This window comes from Lysinibacillus sp. 10T31, from assembly GCF_056394365.1.
The window spans coordinates 1-13,941 of sequence record NZ_JBFTHS010000081.1; the positions used below are offsets into that span (position 1 = coordinate 1).

The 13,941-nt window shown below is 36.3% G+C and carries 17 protein-coding genes; 13 read left to right on the forward strand and 4 right to left on the reverse strand.

The window, feature by feature from the left end; translation table 11 throughout:
* From AC1DCY_RS25495 to AC1DCY_RS25540, 10 genes are all read left to right on the forward strand, one after another.
* Nucleotides 1–189 (forward strand): YqkE family protein (locus tag AC1DCY_RS25495; protein WP_477355009.1); only part of this gene is annotated, 189 nt, incomplete at its 5' end.
* A gap of 477 nt (nt 190–666) precedes the next feature.
* Nucleotides 667–1,761: a sugar ABC transporter substrate-binding protein gene (locus AC1DCY_RS25500; protein ID WP_477355012.1), complete on the forward strand. Its 1,095-nt coding sequence runs from the start codon at nt 667–669 to the stop codon at nt 1,759–1,761.
* A 67-nt stretch (nt 1,762–1,828) separates the two neighbouring features.
* Nucleotides 1,829–2,218 carry an ATP-binding cassette domain-containing protein gene (locus AC1DCY_RS25505; RefSeq protein ID WP_477355015.1) on the forward strand — a complete coding sequence of 130 codons (390 nt, stop codon included), beginning with the start codon at nt 1,829–1,831 and terminating at the stop codon, nt 2,216–2,218.
* Complete coding sequence (locus AC1DCY_RS25510) at nt 2,182–3,351, forward strand: sugar ABC transporter ATP-binding protein (protein WP_477355018.1); 1,170 nt, start codon at nt 2,182–2,184, stop codon at nt 3,349–3,351. The genes AC1DCY_RS25505 and AC1DCY_RS25510 overlap by 37 nt, the downstream gene beginning before the upstream one ends.
* Entirely contained in the window at nt 3,338–4,312 is a 975-nt protein-coding gene (locus AC1DCY_RS25515) for an ABC transporter permease (protein WP_402872049.1), read from the forward strand. The genes AC1DCY_RS25510 and AC1DCY_RS25515 overlap by 14 nt, the downstream gene beginning before the upstream one ends.
* A gap of 12 nt (nt 4,313–4,324) precedes the next feature.
* Complete coding sequence (gene mtnK / locus AC1DCY_RS25520) at nt 4,325–5,518, forward strand: S-methyl-5-thioribose kinase (RefSeq protein WP_477355021.1); 1,194 nt, start codon at nt 4,325–4,327, stop codon at nt 5,516–5,518.
* Nucleotides 5,518–6,552, forward strand: a complete 1,035-nt coding sequence (mtnA, locus tag AC1DCY_RS25525) for an S-methyl-5-thioribose-1-phosphate isomerase (RefSeq protein ID WP_477355024.1) — start codon at nt 5,518–5,520, stop codon at nt 6,550–6,552. The genes mtnK and mtnA overlap by 1 nt, the downstream gene beginning before the upstream one ends.
* Before the next feature lie 20 nt (nt 6,553–6,572).
* Complete coding sequence (locus AC1DCY_RS25530) at nt 6,573–7,361, forward strand: DeoR/GlpR family DNA-binding transcription regulator (protein WP_477355026.1); 789 nt, start codon at nt 6,573–6,575, stop codon at nt 7,359–7,361.
* Between the two features lie 44 nt (nt 7,362–7,405).
* Complete coding sequence (locus AC1DCY_RS25535; protein ID WP_477355029.1) at nt 7,406–8,059, forward strand: L-fuculose-phosphate aldolase; 654 nt, start codon at nt 7,406–7,408, stop codon at nt 8,057–8,059.
* Between the two features lie 322 nt (nt 8,060–8,381).
* A complete protein-coding gene (locus AC1DCY_RS25540; protein ID WP_477355032.1) occupies nt 8,382–8,885 on the forward strand; it encodes a GNAT family N-acetyltransferase in 504 nt (167 codons plus the stop codon).
* 144 nt (nt 8,886–9,029) lie between these two features.
* Here AC1DCY_RS25540 and AC1DCY_RS25545 read toward each other — a convergent pair whose 3' ends face one another.
* From AC1DCY_RS25545 to AC1DCY_RS25560, 4 genes are all read right to left on the reverse strand, one after another.
* Nucleotides 9,030–9,329 (reverse strand): hypothetical protein, encoded by a 300-nt coding sequence (locus AC1DCY_RS25545; RefSeq protein WP_477355035.1) that lies wholly within the window; start codon nt 9,327–9,329, stop codon nt 9,030–9,032.
* 121 nt (nt 9,330–9,450) lie between these two features.
* On the reverse strand, nt 9,451–10,233 hold the full coding sequence (locus tag AC1DCY_RS25550; protein ID WP_477355038.1) for an MBL fold metallo-hydrolase: 783 nt from the start codon (nt 10,231–10,233) through the stop codon (nt 9,451–9,453).
* A 339-nt stretch (nt 10,234–10,572) separates the two neighbouring features.
* Nucleotides 10,573–11,043: a VanZ family protein gene (locus AC1DCY_RS25555; protein WP_477355041.1), complete on the reverse strand. Its 471-nt coding sequence runs from the start codon at nt 11,041–11,043 to the stop codon at nt 10,573–10,575.
* The gene (locus AC1DCY_RS25560) at nt 11,040–11,939 is read right to left on the reverse strand and encodes an aldo/keto reductase (protein ID WP_477355044.1); all 900 of its coding nucleotides are present in this window, start codon (nt 11,937–11,939) and stop codon (nt 11,040–11,042) included. The genes AC1DCY_RS25555 and AC1DCY_RS25560 overlap by 4 nt, the downstream gene beginning before the upstream one ends.
* A gap of 76 nt (nt 11,940–12,015) precedes the next feature.
* Here AC1DCY_RS25560 and AC1DCY_RS25565 point away from each other — a divergent pair, with 76 nt between their 5' ends.
* The 3 genes from AC1DCY_RS25565 (at nt 12,016) to AC1DCY_RS25575 (ending at nt 13,735) form a co-directional block, all read left to right on the forward strand.
* Complete coding sequence (locus tag AC1DCY_RS25565) at nt 12,016–12,552, forward strand: NUDIX domain-containing protein (protein WP_477355047.1); 537 nt, start codon at nt 12,016–12,018, stop codon at nt 12,550–12,552.
* Between the two features lie 73 nt (nt 12,553–12,625).
* The gene (locus AC1DCY_RS25570; protein ID WP_477355050.1) at nt 12,626–13,138 is read left to right on the forward strand and encodes a hypothetical protein; all 513 of its coding nucleotides are present in this window, start codon (nt 12,626–12,628) and stop codon (nt 13,136–13,138) included.
* 174 nt (nt 13,139–13,312) lie between these two features.
* Nucleotides 13,313–13,735, forward strand: coding sequence for a hypothetical protein (locus AC1DCY_RS25575; RefSeq protein WP_477355052.1), 423 nt, complete (start codon nt 13,313–13,315; stop codon nt 13,733–13,735).
* The last annotated feature ends 206 nt before the right edge of the window (nt 13,736–13,941 follow it).

The following is a 13,941-nucleotide window of genomic DNA, read 5'->3' on the forward strand; positions in this document are numbered from 1 at the left end:
TTAGCCGATCAACTAGGCGGTGATGTACTTGCCAGATTAAAAGCTGCAAAGCAAGATTTAACAGCGAAAGAGCAAGCCGCAGAAGAAGAGCGCCAAGCAAAGCTAGCCTTTGAGCGCAAGCAACGCGAAAAAAACAAATCGTTTGAAGAACTACTAAACGAATACGGCGACAATGGCTCAAAATTCTAAAGTGAAACAGTGAATCCAAATGCGGATTCACTGTTTTTTTGTGTTTATCGGAAAGATTTCGAGATTTATCGGAACAATTTTATGTTTTATCGGAAAGATTCTAAGATTTATCGGAATGATTTTTGTTTTTATCGGAACATTTAGCAAGAGAAATAATTGTTGCCAAATACTATTTTTAAAAACAGTTTTATTATTATTTAGTTTGAGAATCGTGAAACTACCAAATAGATATGTATTACTCATGAAGATAAAAGTGTTGATATTATATATTCTTCTGTATTGTGAAATAATAAACGTTTCGATTGATAATTCCGTTTAAAATAAACAAAACATAATTATTAATGAAAAAAATTAACTAAAAAATGATTTTATTTAACATTTTAAGTTGACAGAAAATATTCTGAATAATATGATTATTATGAAATTGATGCTTAATCGAGAGTTTTATATCATTTTTAATAGAAAAGGGGGATTTTCATGAAAAGATTTGGAGTCTCGTTGATGATGTTTGTGGTAGTGCTTGTTTTGACAGCTTGTAGTAACAATAGCGGGAATAATGCTAGAAGTGACACAAACGAAAATATTGAAGGTGTTCCTGAAGGTGTACAAAACGGTAAAAAAATCGCTGTATTACGTAATCTAGCATCAGACGATCATACGAAACAATTTTTAGATGGTGCACGTAAAGAAGGCGAAGCTTTGGGGTTCAAAGTGGATACGCAGATAGTTGAAAATAATGATGCTAAGTTCCAAGAATTAGTTTCGCAAATTATACAGCAAGACTATGACGGTATTATTATTTCACACGGTAAGGAAGATTATTCATATGACATGATTAAGCCTGCTGTTGATAAAGGGATTAAAGTGACATTATTTGATACTGTCGCTAAAAAGAATGGTCAGAGTTTAGATGGTGTTACTGCTACATTCCAAGATGATTATGAGTTAGCACGTTTATCTCTTCAAGAAATTGCGGATTTAAGTAAGGAGCCTGTAAAGGTTATTAAACTATGGTTTGGAGGGTTATCTCCTTTAGATAGACGTCAGGAAATATATAAAGAGTTTGAGGATAAAGGTGAAATTGTCACTTTAGAAACAATTGGACCTACAAATTTCCAAGATATTCAAGGTGACATTGCTGCAAAAGTGAATGCCGTTTTAGCAAAATATCCAGAAGGAACAGTAGATGCAATTTGGGGCTCATGGGATGAGTTAGCAAAAGGGGCTTATAAATCATTAGTAGATAACAATCGTTTAGACATTAAATTGGTTTCAATCGATGTATCAAACCAAGATATTAACTTAATGAAAGAAGATAATAGTCAATGGATTTCGACAGCTGCTGTAGACCCAGCGCTAATTGGTCGTATGAATATGCGTTTAATGGCAAAAAAATTAGCGGGTGAAGAAACTCCTGCAGAGTATGATTTAGATGCTAAATTAATTAAACAAAGTGATTTAAAAGATAACACTACGATGCTCAATCTAAATGAAATTATTGATGGCTGGGGCGTATCTACTAATTTTGATGAGGAATGGATGAAAACATTACGTGAACACTATTCAAAATAATACAAAGATGACGTCTTGTTTTCAATAAGACGTTTTCTTTTACCTAAATGTGAAAGGCGTGTTAGCTATGAAAGCCAAGACAGTCATTGAGATGAAAAAAATTTCAATCGAATTTCCCGGTGTGAAAGCCTTAAGTGATGTCGATTTTCAACTAGAATCAGGCACGATTCACGCTGTCATTGGTGCTAATGGGGCTGGTAAATCGACTCTAATGAAAATTCTTTCAGGAGCCTATCCGCATTATACGGGTGATATTTTTATAAACGGTGAACTAGTTTCTATTACTGATGCGAAAAAATCAAAGGAGTTAGGTATAGATATTGTTTATCAAGAAGTAGATACAGCGTTAATACCCTATTTAAGTGTTGCAGAGAATATTATGCTAGATCAACTGATATTCGATAAAAGGTCAATTATCAATTGGCGAAAAATCCGTCAGGCGCAAAAGATGTGTTAGATCGGATTGGTATTAAGTTAAATATTGAAAAAAAGGTGCAGGATATTTCTTTAGCAGATAAACAAATGGTGTTAATAGCGCGGGCATTAATTCATGAGAGAAAATTTCTTATATTAGATGAACCTACCGCTCCATTAAGCCAAGCAGAAACTGTGAAATTGTTTTCTCTAGTCCGAGATTTAGTTAAACATCATCATCTTGGAATTGTCTTTATCTCTCACCGATTACCAGAGCTATTTGAAATCTGCGAAAAAATCACCATTATGAAAGACGGCAAAATTGTAAAAGAAAGCTTAATTGAAGGGATTACTCAAAATCAAGTTATCGAACAAATGCTTGGTAAAACTTTTGATTTAGTTCATCACAAAAAATTAAAAGAAAAAGGACAAATAGCTTTACAAATCAACCATCTTGTCGACGATTCAGGCTTAGTTAATGACGTATCTTTTCATGTCAATAAACATGAGATTATCGGTCTGGCTGGTTTAGTTGGAGCTGGTAAAACAGAATTATGCAAAGCGATTTTTGGCATGTCTAATATTAAATCTGGTTCTATGGAATTGTATGGGAAACCTATTAAAAACCTAACTCCTTACCATGCTGTTAAAAACCTTTTCGCTTTAATTCCTGAAGAACGTCGGAAAGAGGGGGTATTTGTGGAAGAGCCGATATTCAAAAATTTAACGATGGCCAATTTACAGTCATTCACTCGTCTAGGTAGTTTTATTAAACAAGCGAATGAACGAGAGGCTGCTCGAGCAATGATTCAAAAAATAGGCGCTAAAACACCGAACGAACTTCAAAAGGTAGCGAATCTTTCTGGTGGTAATCAACAAAAAATCGCGATTGGTAAATGGTTAATGACCGATGCAGAAATTCTTCTGTTTGACGAACCTACAAAAGGCGTCGATGTTGGAGCTAAAAGCGATATTTTTAATCTAATTGATGAGCAGGCAAAAGAAGGGAAGAGCGTTATTTATGCGACAAGTGAATTAAGTGAAATTTTGTTAATTACCGATCGAATCTATGTGATGTACGACGGGAAAATTGTGAAAGAGTTAGTCACAAGCGAAACGACAGAAGATGAAGTTATGTTCTATGCTACTGGAGGCGAAGCGTATGCAAGAGCGTAAAAATAATCAAACGCTATTATTTATAAAGGATTGGGCCATTGTATTAGCTGTTATTTTATTGATTATTGTTTTTACTGTTTCTATCCCTAATTTTATGCAAACAAATAATGTCTTAAATATTTTAAGAAGTATTTCAATCGTTACGATTATAGCAGTTGGATTAACGGTTTCTTTATCTGTTAATGGTTTCGACTTATCGATTGGTTCGACAGCCACATTGGCGAACTCAGTTGTTGTATCTATGTTTGTATGGTTTAGCATGCCAACAAGTGTATCCATCTTGGTTGCTATTTTAGCCGTGCTTTGTGTAGCACTATTTAATGCGTTTTTAATCGTAAAAGTGAAAATACCCGATCTGTTTGCCACATTAGCAACTATGTTTATTGTTGAAGGTGTTGCTATGACCTATACAGGAGGCGGTTCAATCTCTGTTGGTATGCCTCGTTTAGATGGGACACCAACAGAAGGTAGAATTTCGGATTTCTTCTTATTGTTAAGTAAGACACCTTGGATCATTTTAATCATGTTGGTCATCGTTATGTTAGTACATGTATTTTTAACATATACCAAACATGGACGTTTTTTATACGCTGTTGGAGGCAATGAAGAAGCAGCAAAATTATCGGGGATTCCTGTCAACCGTTATAAAATGTTAGCTTATATTTTTTCGGCAGTTTTAGCCGGGATTGGTGGTTTATTACTCGCGTCTCAAATCGGATCTGCACAAATTAATGCAGGTGCAGGGTATTTAATGCCAGCTGTTGCTGCTGCTTTTATAGGGCAATCATTCGCTGGTCATGGTAAACCAAATGCCATTGGAACATTATTCGGAGCCGCATTAGTCGGTATTTTAGAAAATGGATTAGTAATGTTATCAGTTCCTTACTATTCTTTAAATATTATTAAAGGACTTGTTTTAGCATTTGCGCTAGCTTCAACGTATTACAGTAGAAAAAAATAGGAGGTTATTGTTATGTATTCCAAATATTTTTTAATGAACGAAGAAGATGTAAAAAGCTATGTACAAGCAAAAATTAAAGGTTTTAGTGGAACACTACATAGTGACGAAATTGGTGATGGCAATTTAAATTATGTATTTCGTGTGAAAAATGAGCAAGGTGACTCAGTCATCGTCAAACAAGCTGGTCCACAAGCTCGTATCTCTGATGATTTCGTGCTATCGACAGATCGGAATCGAATAGAAACAGAAGCTTTAATGATTGAGGGTGAGCTAACACCTTCCCTTGTACCAGAAATTTTATTGTTTGATGAAGTTATGAGTTGTTGCGTAATGGAAGATTTAAAAGATTTTGAGATTATGAGAAAGCAATTGAACGTATTTAAAACGTATGATCATTTCGCCGAGTTAATCTCTACTTTTATGGCGGAAAATCTTATTCGAACAACGGATTTTTTATTAGATCCAAAAAAGAAAAAAGAATTTCAAAAGCGATTCATCAACCCTGAGCTGTGTGAAATTACAGAACATCTAGTTTATACGGAACCTTATATTGATTTTAAAAAGCAAAATATTTTAACGGCTGGAAATGAAGAGTGGATACATTCATTTGTATATGAGGATACAGATTTACATTTAGAAGTAGCTAAGCGGAAAATACAATTTTTTACAGAGGCTCAAGCACTTTTACATGGTGATTTGCACACAGGCTCTATTTTTATTAATGAGAAAACATTGAAGGTTATTGATCCAGAATTCGCCTTTTATGGACCTATAGGTTATGATGTGGGGAATTTAATCGCCAACCTTACATTTGCCTGGGCAAGGGGATTAGCTTACGAAGAAGACGAATTTGTTTCGTGGATTGAAGAATCATTACTATCTACTATTCAATTATTCCACAAGAAGGCACGAAATATCTTAGCCACATCAACGGAGCATTTTGCTGTCTACTCAGCCTTTCTCGACGACTATATGGAACGAATCTGTCGAGATGCATTTGCAATTGCAGGGATTGAGATGAACCGTCGTATAATTGGCTTAGCCAAAGTTGGAGATATTACGACCATTGAACCAATTGACGCTCGTATAACAGCCGAAAGACGTTGTTTAAAGATTGCGAAAGAGTGTATTTTAAATAAGGAAATCAGCCATATTCAAGGCTATATTAAGCTATTACACAAATATAAGAATGGGGTGTTGATTTAATGGAATTGAATACAATAGAATGGAAAAAAGATACACTCATTCTACTAGATCAAACAAAATTGCCAAATGACATTGTGTATGTAGAAGTCCAAACTGTAGAAAAAGTATGGAATGCTATTCATACAATGATTGTACGAGGGGCTCCGGCCATAGGTGTAACAGCGGCTTATGGGGTATATGTAGCGATTCAGCACTTTGAAGGTTCTGTTAGTGCGGCGAAGGAAGAAGTACAAACACAAGTACAATATTTAGCTACATCTCGTCCTACAGCTGTCAATTTATTCTGGGCTTTAGAAAGAATGGAACAGAAAGCCATGCAAATAGAGACGAATGATTTAGAAACATTCCAGGATATTTTATTACAAGAAGCGATTGCTATTCATACTGAAGATATCGAGATTAATCGTTCCATAGGTGAACATTTATTGACGCTTTTGGAAGATGGTCAAGGGGTACTAACTCATTGTAATGCTGGGGCTCTGGCTACAACAAAATATGGCACAGCGACTTCTCCTTTTTATTTGGCAAAGGAGCGGGGGATGAATTTTAAAGTATTTGCTGACGAGACAAGACCTCGTTTCCAAGGTGCCATGCTAACATCTTTTGAACTCTTTAATGCTGGTATTGATGTTACGTTGATTACGGATAATATGGCAGCGACGGTGATGGCACAAGGCAAAGTGCAGGGAGTTATCGTTGGCTGTGATCGTGTAGCTGCAAATGGTGATGTTGCTAACAAAATTGGGACACTCGGTGTAGCCATTTTAGCTAAATACTATAATATTCCCTTTTATGTAGCGACACCTACACCGACGATTGATTTACATTGCCCGACTGGTGCAAATATCCCGATTGAAGAGCGAAGTGTAGATGAAGTGTTAAAACCAACAGGACAATACATCGCGCCAGCTGATGTGAAGGTGTACAATCCGTCTTTTGATGTGACACCTGCTGCACTCATAACAGCGATTGTCACAGAAAAAGGGATTATCGAACACCCGACAGAAGAAAAGGTGCGTGCAATTTTTAACTAATCAAAGATAGGATGACACGCATGACAAATTCTCTAAAACGAAGACAAGATGAAATTAATAAACTAGTGAACCAAAAAAATTACGTAGAGATTTCAGATTTAAGTGAACGATTTCAAGTGTCTGAGATGACGATTCGACGCGATTTAGAAAAGATGGAAAGTGAAGGGTTATTAATTCGTGTGTTGGGCGGCGCAAAGCCTATCCAAAAATCCTTTGTTGAAGATAATTTAAATTTACGCGCATCTGAAAATTTAGAAGCTAAGCAATTAATGGCTCAAGAAGCGGTTACATTAATTCAAGATGGGGACGTAGTGGGTATCGATGCAAGTACTTCGGCAGCAGAAGTCGGAAAATTGATTAAAGGGATCAAGAATGTAACAGTTGTTACGAATAATATAAGCGTTGCCCTCGATTTAATATCGAGTGAAGTGACGACGATTTTACTCGGCGGTTATGTACGCCCAAACTCTATTTCAACGATGGGAACGTCTTTGAAGAAATATATGGAATCTATCAATATCGATAAATTGTTCATCTCGGCAAGGGGCTTGACATTACAAGAAGGTTTAACAGACTCAACAATTGATGAGGGCGAAGCTAAACAAGCGATGATTCACAAATCTAATGAGGTCATAGCTCTTATTGATCAGAGCAAGGTTGGCGTAAAAAAACTATTCCAAGTCATGCCAGCCGATGCTATTTCTACAATTATCGTTGATGAAATTAAACCATTTAATGACGAACAGCAAGAAGTCGTTAATGAATTTTTGAAAAGTAATTTAGATTTACGCATTGTGCGAAAAAAATAAGCGTCACCATGTTGTGATAGAGCAATGGTGGAAGGTGGAATTAGATGAGACTACAAACAGAGCGAGAAAAAGTTGTTCGTCATTGTCAATTAATGATTCGAAATGGATTAACGAAAGGTACTGGTGGGAATATTAGTATCTATGTTCCTTCTGAAAATTGCGTCGCCATAAGTCCAAGTGGTATCCCCTACGAGGAACTAACCGCTGCTGATATCGTTTTGATTGATCTAGAGGGACAGATAATTGAGGGCCATCATAAACCTTCTAGTGAATGGGCTATGCATACAATGGTATATAAAAGGCGCCCTGAACTTGAAGCGGTTGTGCATACACATTCTATTTTTGCCAAAACACTTTCTTGTTTGCGTGAGCCCTTACCTGCAGTCTCTTATTTGGTTGCAGTAGCGGGTAAAGCAGTTCAATGCGCTGATTACGCAAGCTTTGGTACACCAGCCCTTGGAGAAAATGCACTTAATGCAATGGAAGGTTCGAAAGCAGTTTTACTAGCTAATCATGGTTTGTTAGCAGCGGGTGCAAATGTGGAAGAAGCCTTTAATATCGCTGAAGAAATAGAACTATGTGCAGAAGTATATGTTCGTGCGAGATCTATTGGTACACCATTTATATTAGATGATAAAGAAATGACATATATGTTAGAACGATTCAAAACTTACGGGAAACCAGTAGAAAATAAATAATCATATAAACCCTCCTCAAATTATCAACTTTTCGAGGAGGGATATTTTATTTATCGGAAAGATTTCGAGATTTATCGGAACAATTTTATGTTTTATCGGAAAGATTCTAAGATTTATCGGAATAATTTTATGTTTTATCGGAACAATTAGTTGTGAAGAAGAAATTATTTACATTATATTCCTTGAATGATAAAATTAATCACCTTTAAATACAAGGATAAAAGAGTGCTATCCTTTATTTAAAAATAAAAAACGGGAGACGCTGCCAATACATATATCTCTTAATAATAGTTTAGTTACAATCTATGATAGGAGAGAAAAAATGATTGAATTAARCACTAATAGATTAAGATTAATCCCATTAAATGCAAAATGTTTAGACTTACTAATCAATGATGAAAAGTCATTGGAAATAGAGTTGTCAGTTAGTAGTAAAGGAGTTTTTCTTGATGAAGAACTTAGACAAGCTTTGAAGTTTAGATTATCGAAAGTATTAGAAAATGAGGAAAAATATATTTGGTACACGAACTGGTTAATCGTATCGAAAGAAGAAAACAGTATCGTTGGTGGCATTATGTTAAAAGGTCTACAGAATGAACAGGGTGAGGTCGTAATCGGATATTATACATTTCCTCAATATCAGGGAAAGGGTTACATGACGGAAACGGTTAGGATGATGAAAGATTGGTTACTACGTCAATCTAATGTAAAGTATGTGATTGCCGATACTGATAAAGATAATATTGCCTCCCATAAAGTATTGCAAAAAGCAGGGGCAACGTTATATTCAGAATCTGAAGAGCTATTTTTTTGGAGATTCGTCTAAGATTATAAAAAAGACAAAGGGGACTTTAAATTTTATTAAAAGTAATACACTTAGTATTCTATATACAATGGGCACATAATACTTATTTTAAGCTGAACTAATTTTGCTATTAGTTCAGCTTCGTTGTTCAACTAACTGGGTGCGTTAGTTGAACAACGGAGCTATAATTATCATTAGAATTGAACATAAAATTAGAGAATTACTAACTTTTTTTGGAAGCTTTACTTTTCCTGGTCCTTTATAAAATCCGGAAAATTGAAATTTATTTCTGTATAACACAAAAATTAAAATAAGAATTGAAATACCAACTAACCAACCACCAATGGTATCATCTACATTTATCCCTAAACTCGCATAGATTAATTTCACCAAAGTCCCCATCATAGCACCTAGGATAAATAAAATTCCAGTTATTCGTATTAACTCCAAAAATAATCTAAACATAATTCAAGTCACCTTCGATTTTAATATATCTTTATTATAAGGGAATTCCTATCTTTCTGCGTCGCTTCATTCGATACGGTTCTACACATGCCTACTACTTAAATTAACCTGTAGCTTACCGTTAAAACTGTACACTAAAACCATTAAATTTATGGATTCCAGTACCGAATTGAGTAAGTTTGTTTTCATTCAAAAACTTAACTGCAATTTTTACTTCTTTTAAAATTTTGGGTTCAAGCCCTAAAGTATTATGTGAACCGTAAACCATTGAAACGTTTGGTATCTCTGAAATCTTTTTCAATGAATTGACTAAATCAACAGGGTTTGTTGAAGGATAAAAAGCATATATAGGGGTTTTATCATATAGTAAATCCCCTGTAAATAAATAACCTTTTGTTTCATCAAAAACACAAATATGACCAGGAGAATGTCCGGGAGTATGATAGATGACTAATTTTCTATTACCCAATTCAATTACATCGCCATCAACTAACAAATCTGTAGGTTCCCCTTGAAATGGTTGATATGTGTCTGGGTTAAATGTATTTGGAGTAGGCAATGTAATATCTCTTCTAATATCTTTTCTTATTTGTTCGATTGATAAGCCTTTTATGCCATTCTCTAACCAATCTTTATCTCCCTCATGAACATATATCTTTTCAAATTCTCCATGACTTCCGATGTGATCAGTATGGACATGAGTAGTGATGACCTCAATCGGTAATGTAGTCAATTGGTCAGTAATCCTCTTAATATTATCAATTCCAAGACCAGTATCAATTAGTACCGCTTTTTGATTACCCAATAATAAAAATGAATGTACCTTCTCCCAATGTCCATATTCACTAATTGCGTAAGTATTCCAATCAATTTGTTGCACAGTAAACCAGGAATCTTTAATCATTCATTACCTCCAAAAAATTATTTTACTTCTTAATTGTTCTACAGTATAACCCAATATCCTTTTGCCACTTATTGAATTAACTTGCGTCGATATCTTAGATAACCGTTTTCAATTAATTTCTTCTATTATCCATAGTACCCAAAGTAAGGAATGGTGCCACTGCACAAATCGTACCTTATATTAGGCCAGAAAAATAACGAGTAGAGATCAGAATTACACAAATAAAGCTGAACTAATATCAAAATTAGTTCAGCTTAAAAAAATAACGTATTTATAATGATGCACATTGGATACGGATCTATTAAGTGCATTACTTTAACTCTTGACTTGTAATAAGATTTAAAGCGCCTTTTGTCTTTTAAAAATCATCCTCACCAACAGTACAACCCCGACAAAAACAATCGCTCCCGCTGTATCCAAAATGACATCCTGTCCGCTCATCGTGCGTCCTGGTGTAAAGCTTTGACGAATTTCATCAAGCGTTGCTATTAAAGCTGTCCCGCCAATAGCGACACCTGCGGCGAACCGACGTTTTCCCCATGCGAAGTAAATACCAAGTGCAATGCAGCCGAATCCAACAAAATGCGTTAGTTTTCGAATTAAAAATTCTACAAACTTAAAGTAACCACGTTCTTCAACAGAAACAACTGTGTCCCAATAAGGAATTTTTAAAACGGATAATTGCTTTTCAAACGGTTTATTTGCTAATACTTGCTCCAATTCAGGAATAATAGACTGTTGTTCATAGGTCATACTAGAAGAAACCGCAAGTACTACTAAAAATGCTATTAAGATAAGCCATTTTTTCATCGGTGATCCATATATTGTTCGGCTTTTGTTAGCTCTTTTACTGCATTAACATCTGTTATCGAATCCATTTTTTCATAGGCAGCAAGTGTTTGCGCCAGCTGTTCCTGTGAGCTTGCACCAATCACTGTTGAGGCTATAGTTGGTTCCTTTAGATTAAAGGCGATTGCTAGTGCATGTAAATCGTCATAATGTGAAGATAAGCCTGTTAATACTGCTGTCAATTCGTCCGCTGTGTATGTGTTAAAGCCATTGACACGCTGTAAACGTTCTTTCCAGCTATTTGTTAGTAAACCTTTTGCAACAGTCCCGCGTGTTACAACAGAAGCCCCTTCATTTGCGATAAAGTCGAGCCATTCTTCTGGTCGTCGGTCTAAAGCACTGTATTGCATCATGACACTTTTTGCAGAGCTTGCTGGTAAAAAATGCTTTAGTACATTTGGTCGAATAGAGGAGATGCCATATTCTCGAATCAATCCATCCTTTTTCAACTCTTCAAAAGTGTCGATAATGCCATCCCAATCGTCCTCAATAGTTCCACCATGTAACTGATAAACATCGATATAGTCAGTTCCTAGTCGTTTTAAGCTAGCGTGTAGAGCTTCCTTTATATAAGACGGAGATGCATCCCAATGCCAACCTTCTACACCTTCTGTCCATCGATTCCCAACTTTCGTAGCGATTATAGCATCCTGACGACGCTTTCCTAAAATAGCGCCAATAATTTCTTCATTTGATCCAAAATCATATAAATCGGCTGTATCGATGTAATTAATGCCAGCATCTAGTGCCATATCAACGATTTCAGCAGCCTTTTTCTTATCTGTCGAAAGAGACATGCCCCCTAAACTAATTTCTGAAATTAACAATTCACTTGAGCCAAGCTGTCTTTTTTTCATGCCAATGCCCTCCTTCGATTTCTCTACTTGTAATGGTACAATGAACATATCTGAAGAACAAGCGAGGTTATAGTCAATGAAAAAGTTTGAAGAAAAAACGACAAAGACTACACCCATTTATGACGGGAAAATTGTGAAACTACAAGTTGATGATGTCACTTTACCGAATGGTAATGTTGCAAAGAGGGAGATTATTAAGCATCCAGGCGCAGTTGCAGTTATTGCTGTTACCGATGAAGGCAAATTAGTATTAGTGGAGCAATATCGCAAAGCTTTAGAACGTTCAATTATTGAAATTCCAGCTGGTAAGCTTGAACCTGGTGAGGAGCCAATTGTGACCGCGCGCCGCGAATTAGAGGAAGAAACAGGTTACGGTGCACGAAGCTTAACTTATTTACAAGCGTTTGCAACATCACCAGGCTTCGCAGATGAGATTATCTATTTATTTGTGGCAAAAGATTTATATAAAATTGAAAACAAAGCAGATTTAGACGAGGATGAATTTGTCGAATTATTGGAAGTTTCGTTGGAAGAAGCGGGGCAAATGATTGTAGATGAGCGTATATACGACGCCAAGACAGCCTTTGCTGTACTTTGGCTTGCGGCACAATAAGATAATAATCTTTAGCATAATAGAAGCGGACGAGCATAAGCTGTACAAACCTTGATAGAAAAGGAGCATGTTTATGTCTCGTACGGTGTCTATATTTTATCACGCTTCCATCATTGCTGTGAGTTTCGTTTGTGGCGTTATCTTATTTCATATTATTGGTGGGCCGAATGCAGAGCCTTTTATTTCATTTATAGAGCCTCGTTTAACAAATGGGGACAGGCATTCTCTATTTCGTTTAGTGTTACCAGTTGCTGTTTCTATAGTTCTTGTACTATTGTTTGCAACACATAGTGTCCTAAAGGTTCTAGTACGTGTAACGGTGGCGATACGTGCAACCTTTTTTGGCTTTAGCTCGGTTTTTTTATTACAAAAGCTTGAAGCTTTCTGGGTATATACGATTTGGTGGTTTCCATTTCAGCTCATCTATTGTATATTGTTGCTAGCCCTATGCAATTTACTTGTACCAGCTTGGTCAAAGAGAAAAATCGGGAAAATGATACATGGTCGGACAATTTTGTTGAATTTTATCGCATTTTTCATCATAATAGTGGCTGAGTTTATTGTTATTTCTTATGTATTAAATTGATAGAAACAACATGAAAATAGCTCATCACCAAAAGTTGTGGATGACATTTGTTAAAAAGTATTAAATAAGTTGATTGGAGTGAAGACTGAACGCCCCAAGGAAAGCGCCCAGTCGGAACGGAAATCAACCACATGTTATGTTGATGAGCTATGAAAATTTAACTTCTTTCAGCAAGTGTCTTTTGTAGCGAAAGCGAAGCGTCAGCTACAAGTGTCTTTTGTAGCGAAAGCGAAGCGTCAGCTACAAGTGTCTTTTGTAGCGAAAGTGAAGCGTCAGCTACAAGTGTCTTTTGTAGCGAAAGCAAAGCGTCAGCTACAAGTGTCTTTTGTAGCGAAAGCAAAGCGTCAGCTACAAGTGTTTTATGTAACGGTAGTGAAACGGCAGTTACAGAAATCTTCCACCTCTATAGGTGGTGAGATGAATTCGGGTTTAATTTACTTTTCAGAGGGTGTGCAAACATCCGCTGAAATAGAGGAACTCAGTCTAAGAACGCCACGTCCTGTGGCAATTTATCTGTGCGAAAGCGAAGCGACAGCAACATGGTTTTATCTGTGCGAAAGCGAAGCGACAGCAACAACAACAACAACACACGACTGAGTGACCAACTTCGTGTTGGCCTAAAGCCTCCGGCGGATGTCACGGAAATCGGAGGAGTTCAATATAGGATGTTAGCCTAAAATCATCGCATCCATGCGATAACGGCTAACTGACCTGCATCGGTAAAAACGCCACGTCCTGTGGCATTATCGAAATGACCGACATCGTGTCGGCCCTCGTGCAGGCCTAAGCACAAAGCCGATTCC

Bases quoted from the DNA above. Each gene is read 5' to 3' on its own strand.
- AC1DCY_RS25500 (WP_477355012.1), top strand. From the start codon at position 667: ATGAAAAGATTTGGAGTCTCGTTGATGATGTTTGTGGTAGTGCTTGTT.
- AC1DCY_RS25505 (WP_477355015.1), top strand. From the start codon at position 1,829: ATGAAAGCCAAGACAGTCATTGAGATGAAAAAAATTTCAATCGAATTT.
- AC1DCY_RS25515 (WP_402872049.1), top strand. From the start codon at position 3,338: ATGCAAGAGCGTAAAAATAATCAAACGCTATTATTTATAAAGGATTGG.
- mtnK (WP_477355021.1), top strand. From the start codon at position 4,325: ATGTATTCCAAATATTTTTTAATGAACGAAGAAGATGTAAAAAGCTAT.
- mtnA (WP_477355024.1), top strand. From the start codon at position 5,518: ATGGAATTGAATACAATAGAATGGAAAAAAGATACACTCATTCTACTA.
- AC1DCY_RS25530 (WP_477355026.1), top strand. From the start codon at position 6,573: ATGACAAATTCTCTAAAACGAAGACAAGATGAAATTAATAAACTAGTG.
- AC1DCY_RS25535 (WP_477355029.1), top strand. From the start codon at position 7,406: ATGAGACTACAAACAGAGCGAGAAAAAGTTGTTCGTCATTGTCAATTA.
- AC1DCY_RS25545 (WP_477355035.1), bottom strand. From the start codon at position 9,329: ATGTTTAGATTATTTTTGGAGTTAATACGAATAACTGGAATTTTATTT.
- AC1DCY_RS25550 (WP_477355038.1), bottom strand. From the start codon at position 10,233: ATGATTAAAGATTCCTGGTTTACTGTGCAACAAATTGATTGGAATACT.
- AC1DCY_RS25555 (WP_477355041.1), bottom strand. From the start codon at position 11,043: ATGAAAAAATGGCTTATCTTAATAGCATTTTTAGTAGTACTTGCGGTT.
- AC1DCY_RS25560 (WP_477355044.1), bottom strand. From the start codon at position 11,939: ATGAAAAAAAGACAGCTTGGCTCAAGTGAATTGTTAATTTCAGAAATT.
- AC1DCY_RS25565 (WP_477355047.1), top strand. From the start codon at position 12,016: ATGAAAAAGTTTGAAGAAAAAACGACAAAGACTACACCCATTTATGAC.
- AC1DCY_RS25570 (WP_477355050.1), top strand. From the start codon at position 12,626: ATGTCTCGTACGGTGTCTATATTTTATCACGCTTCCATCATTGCTGTG.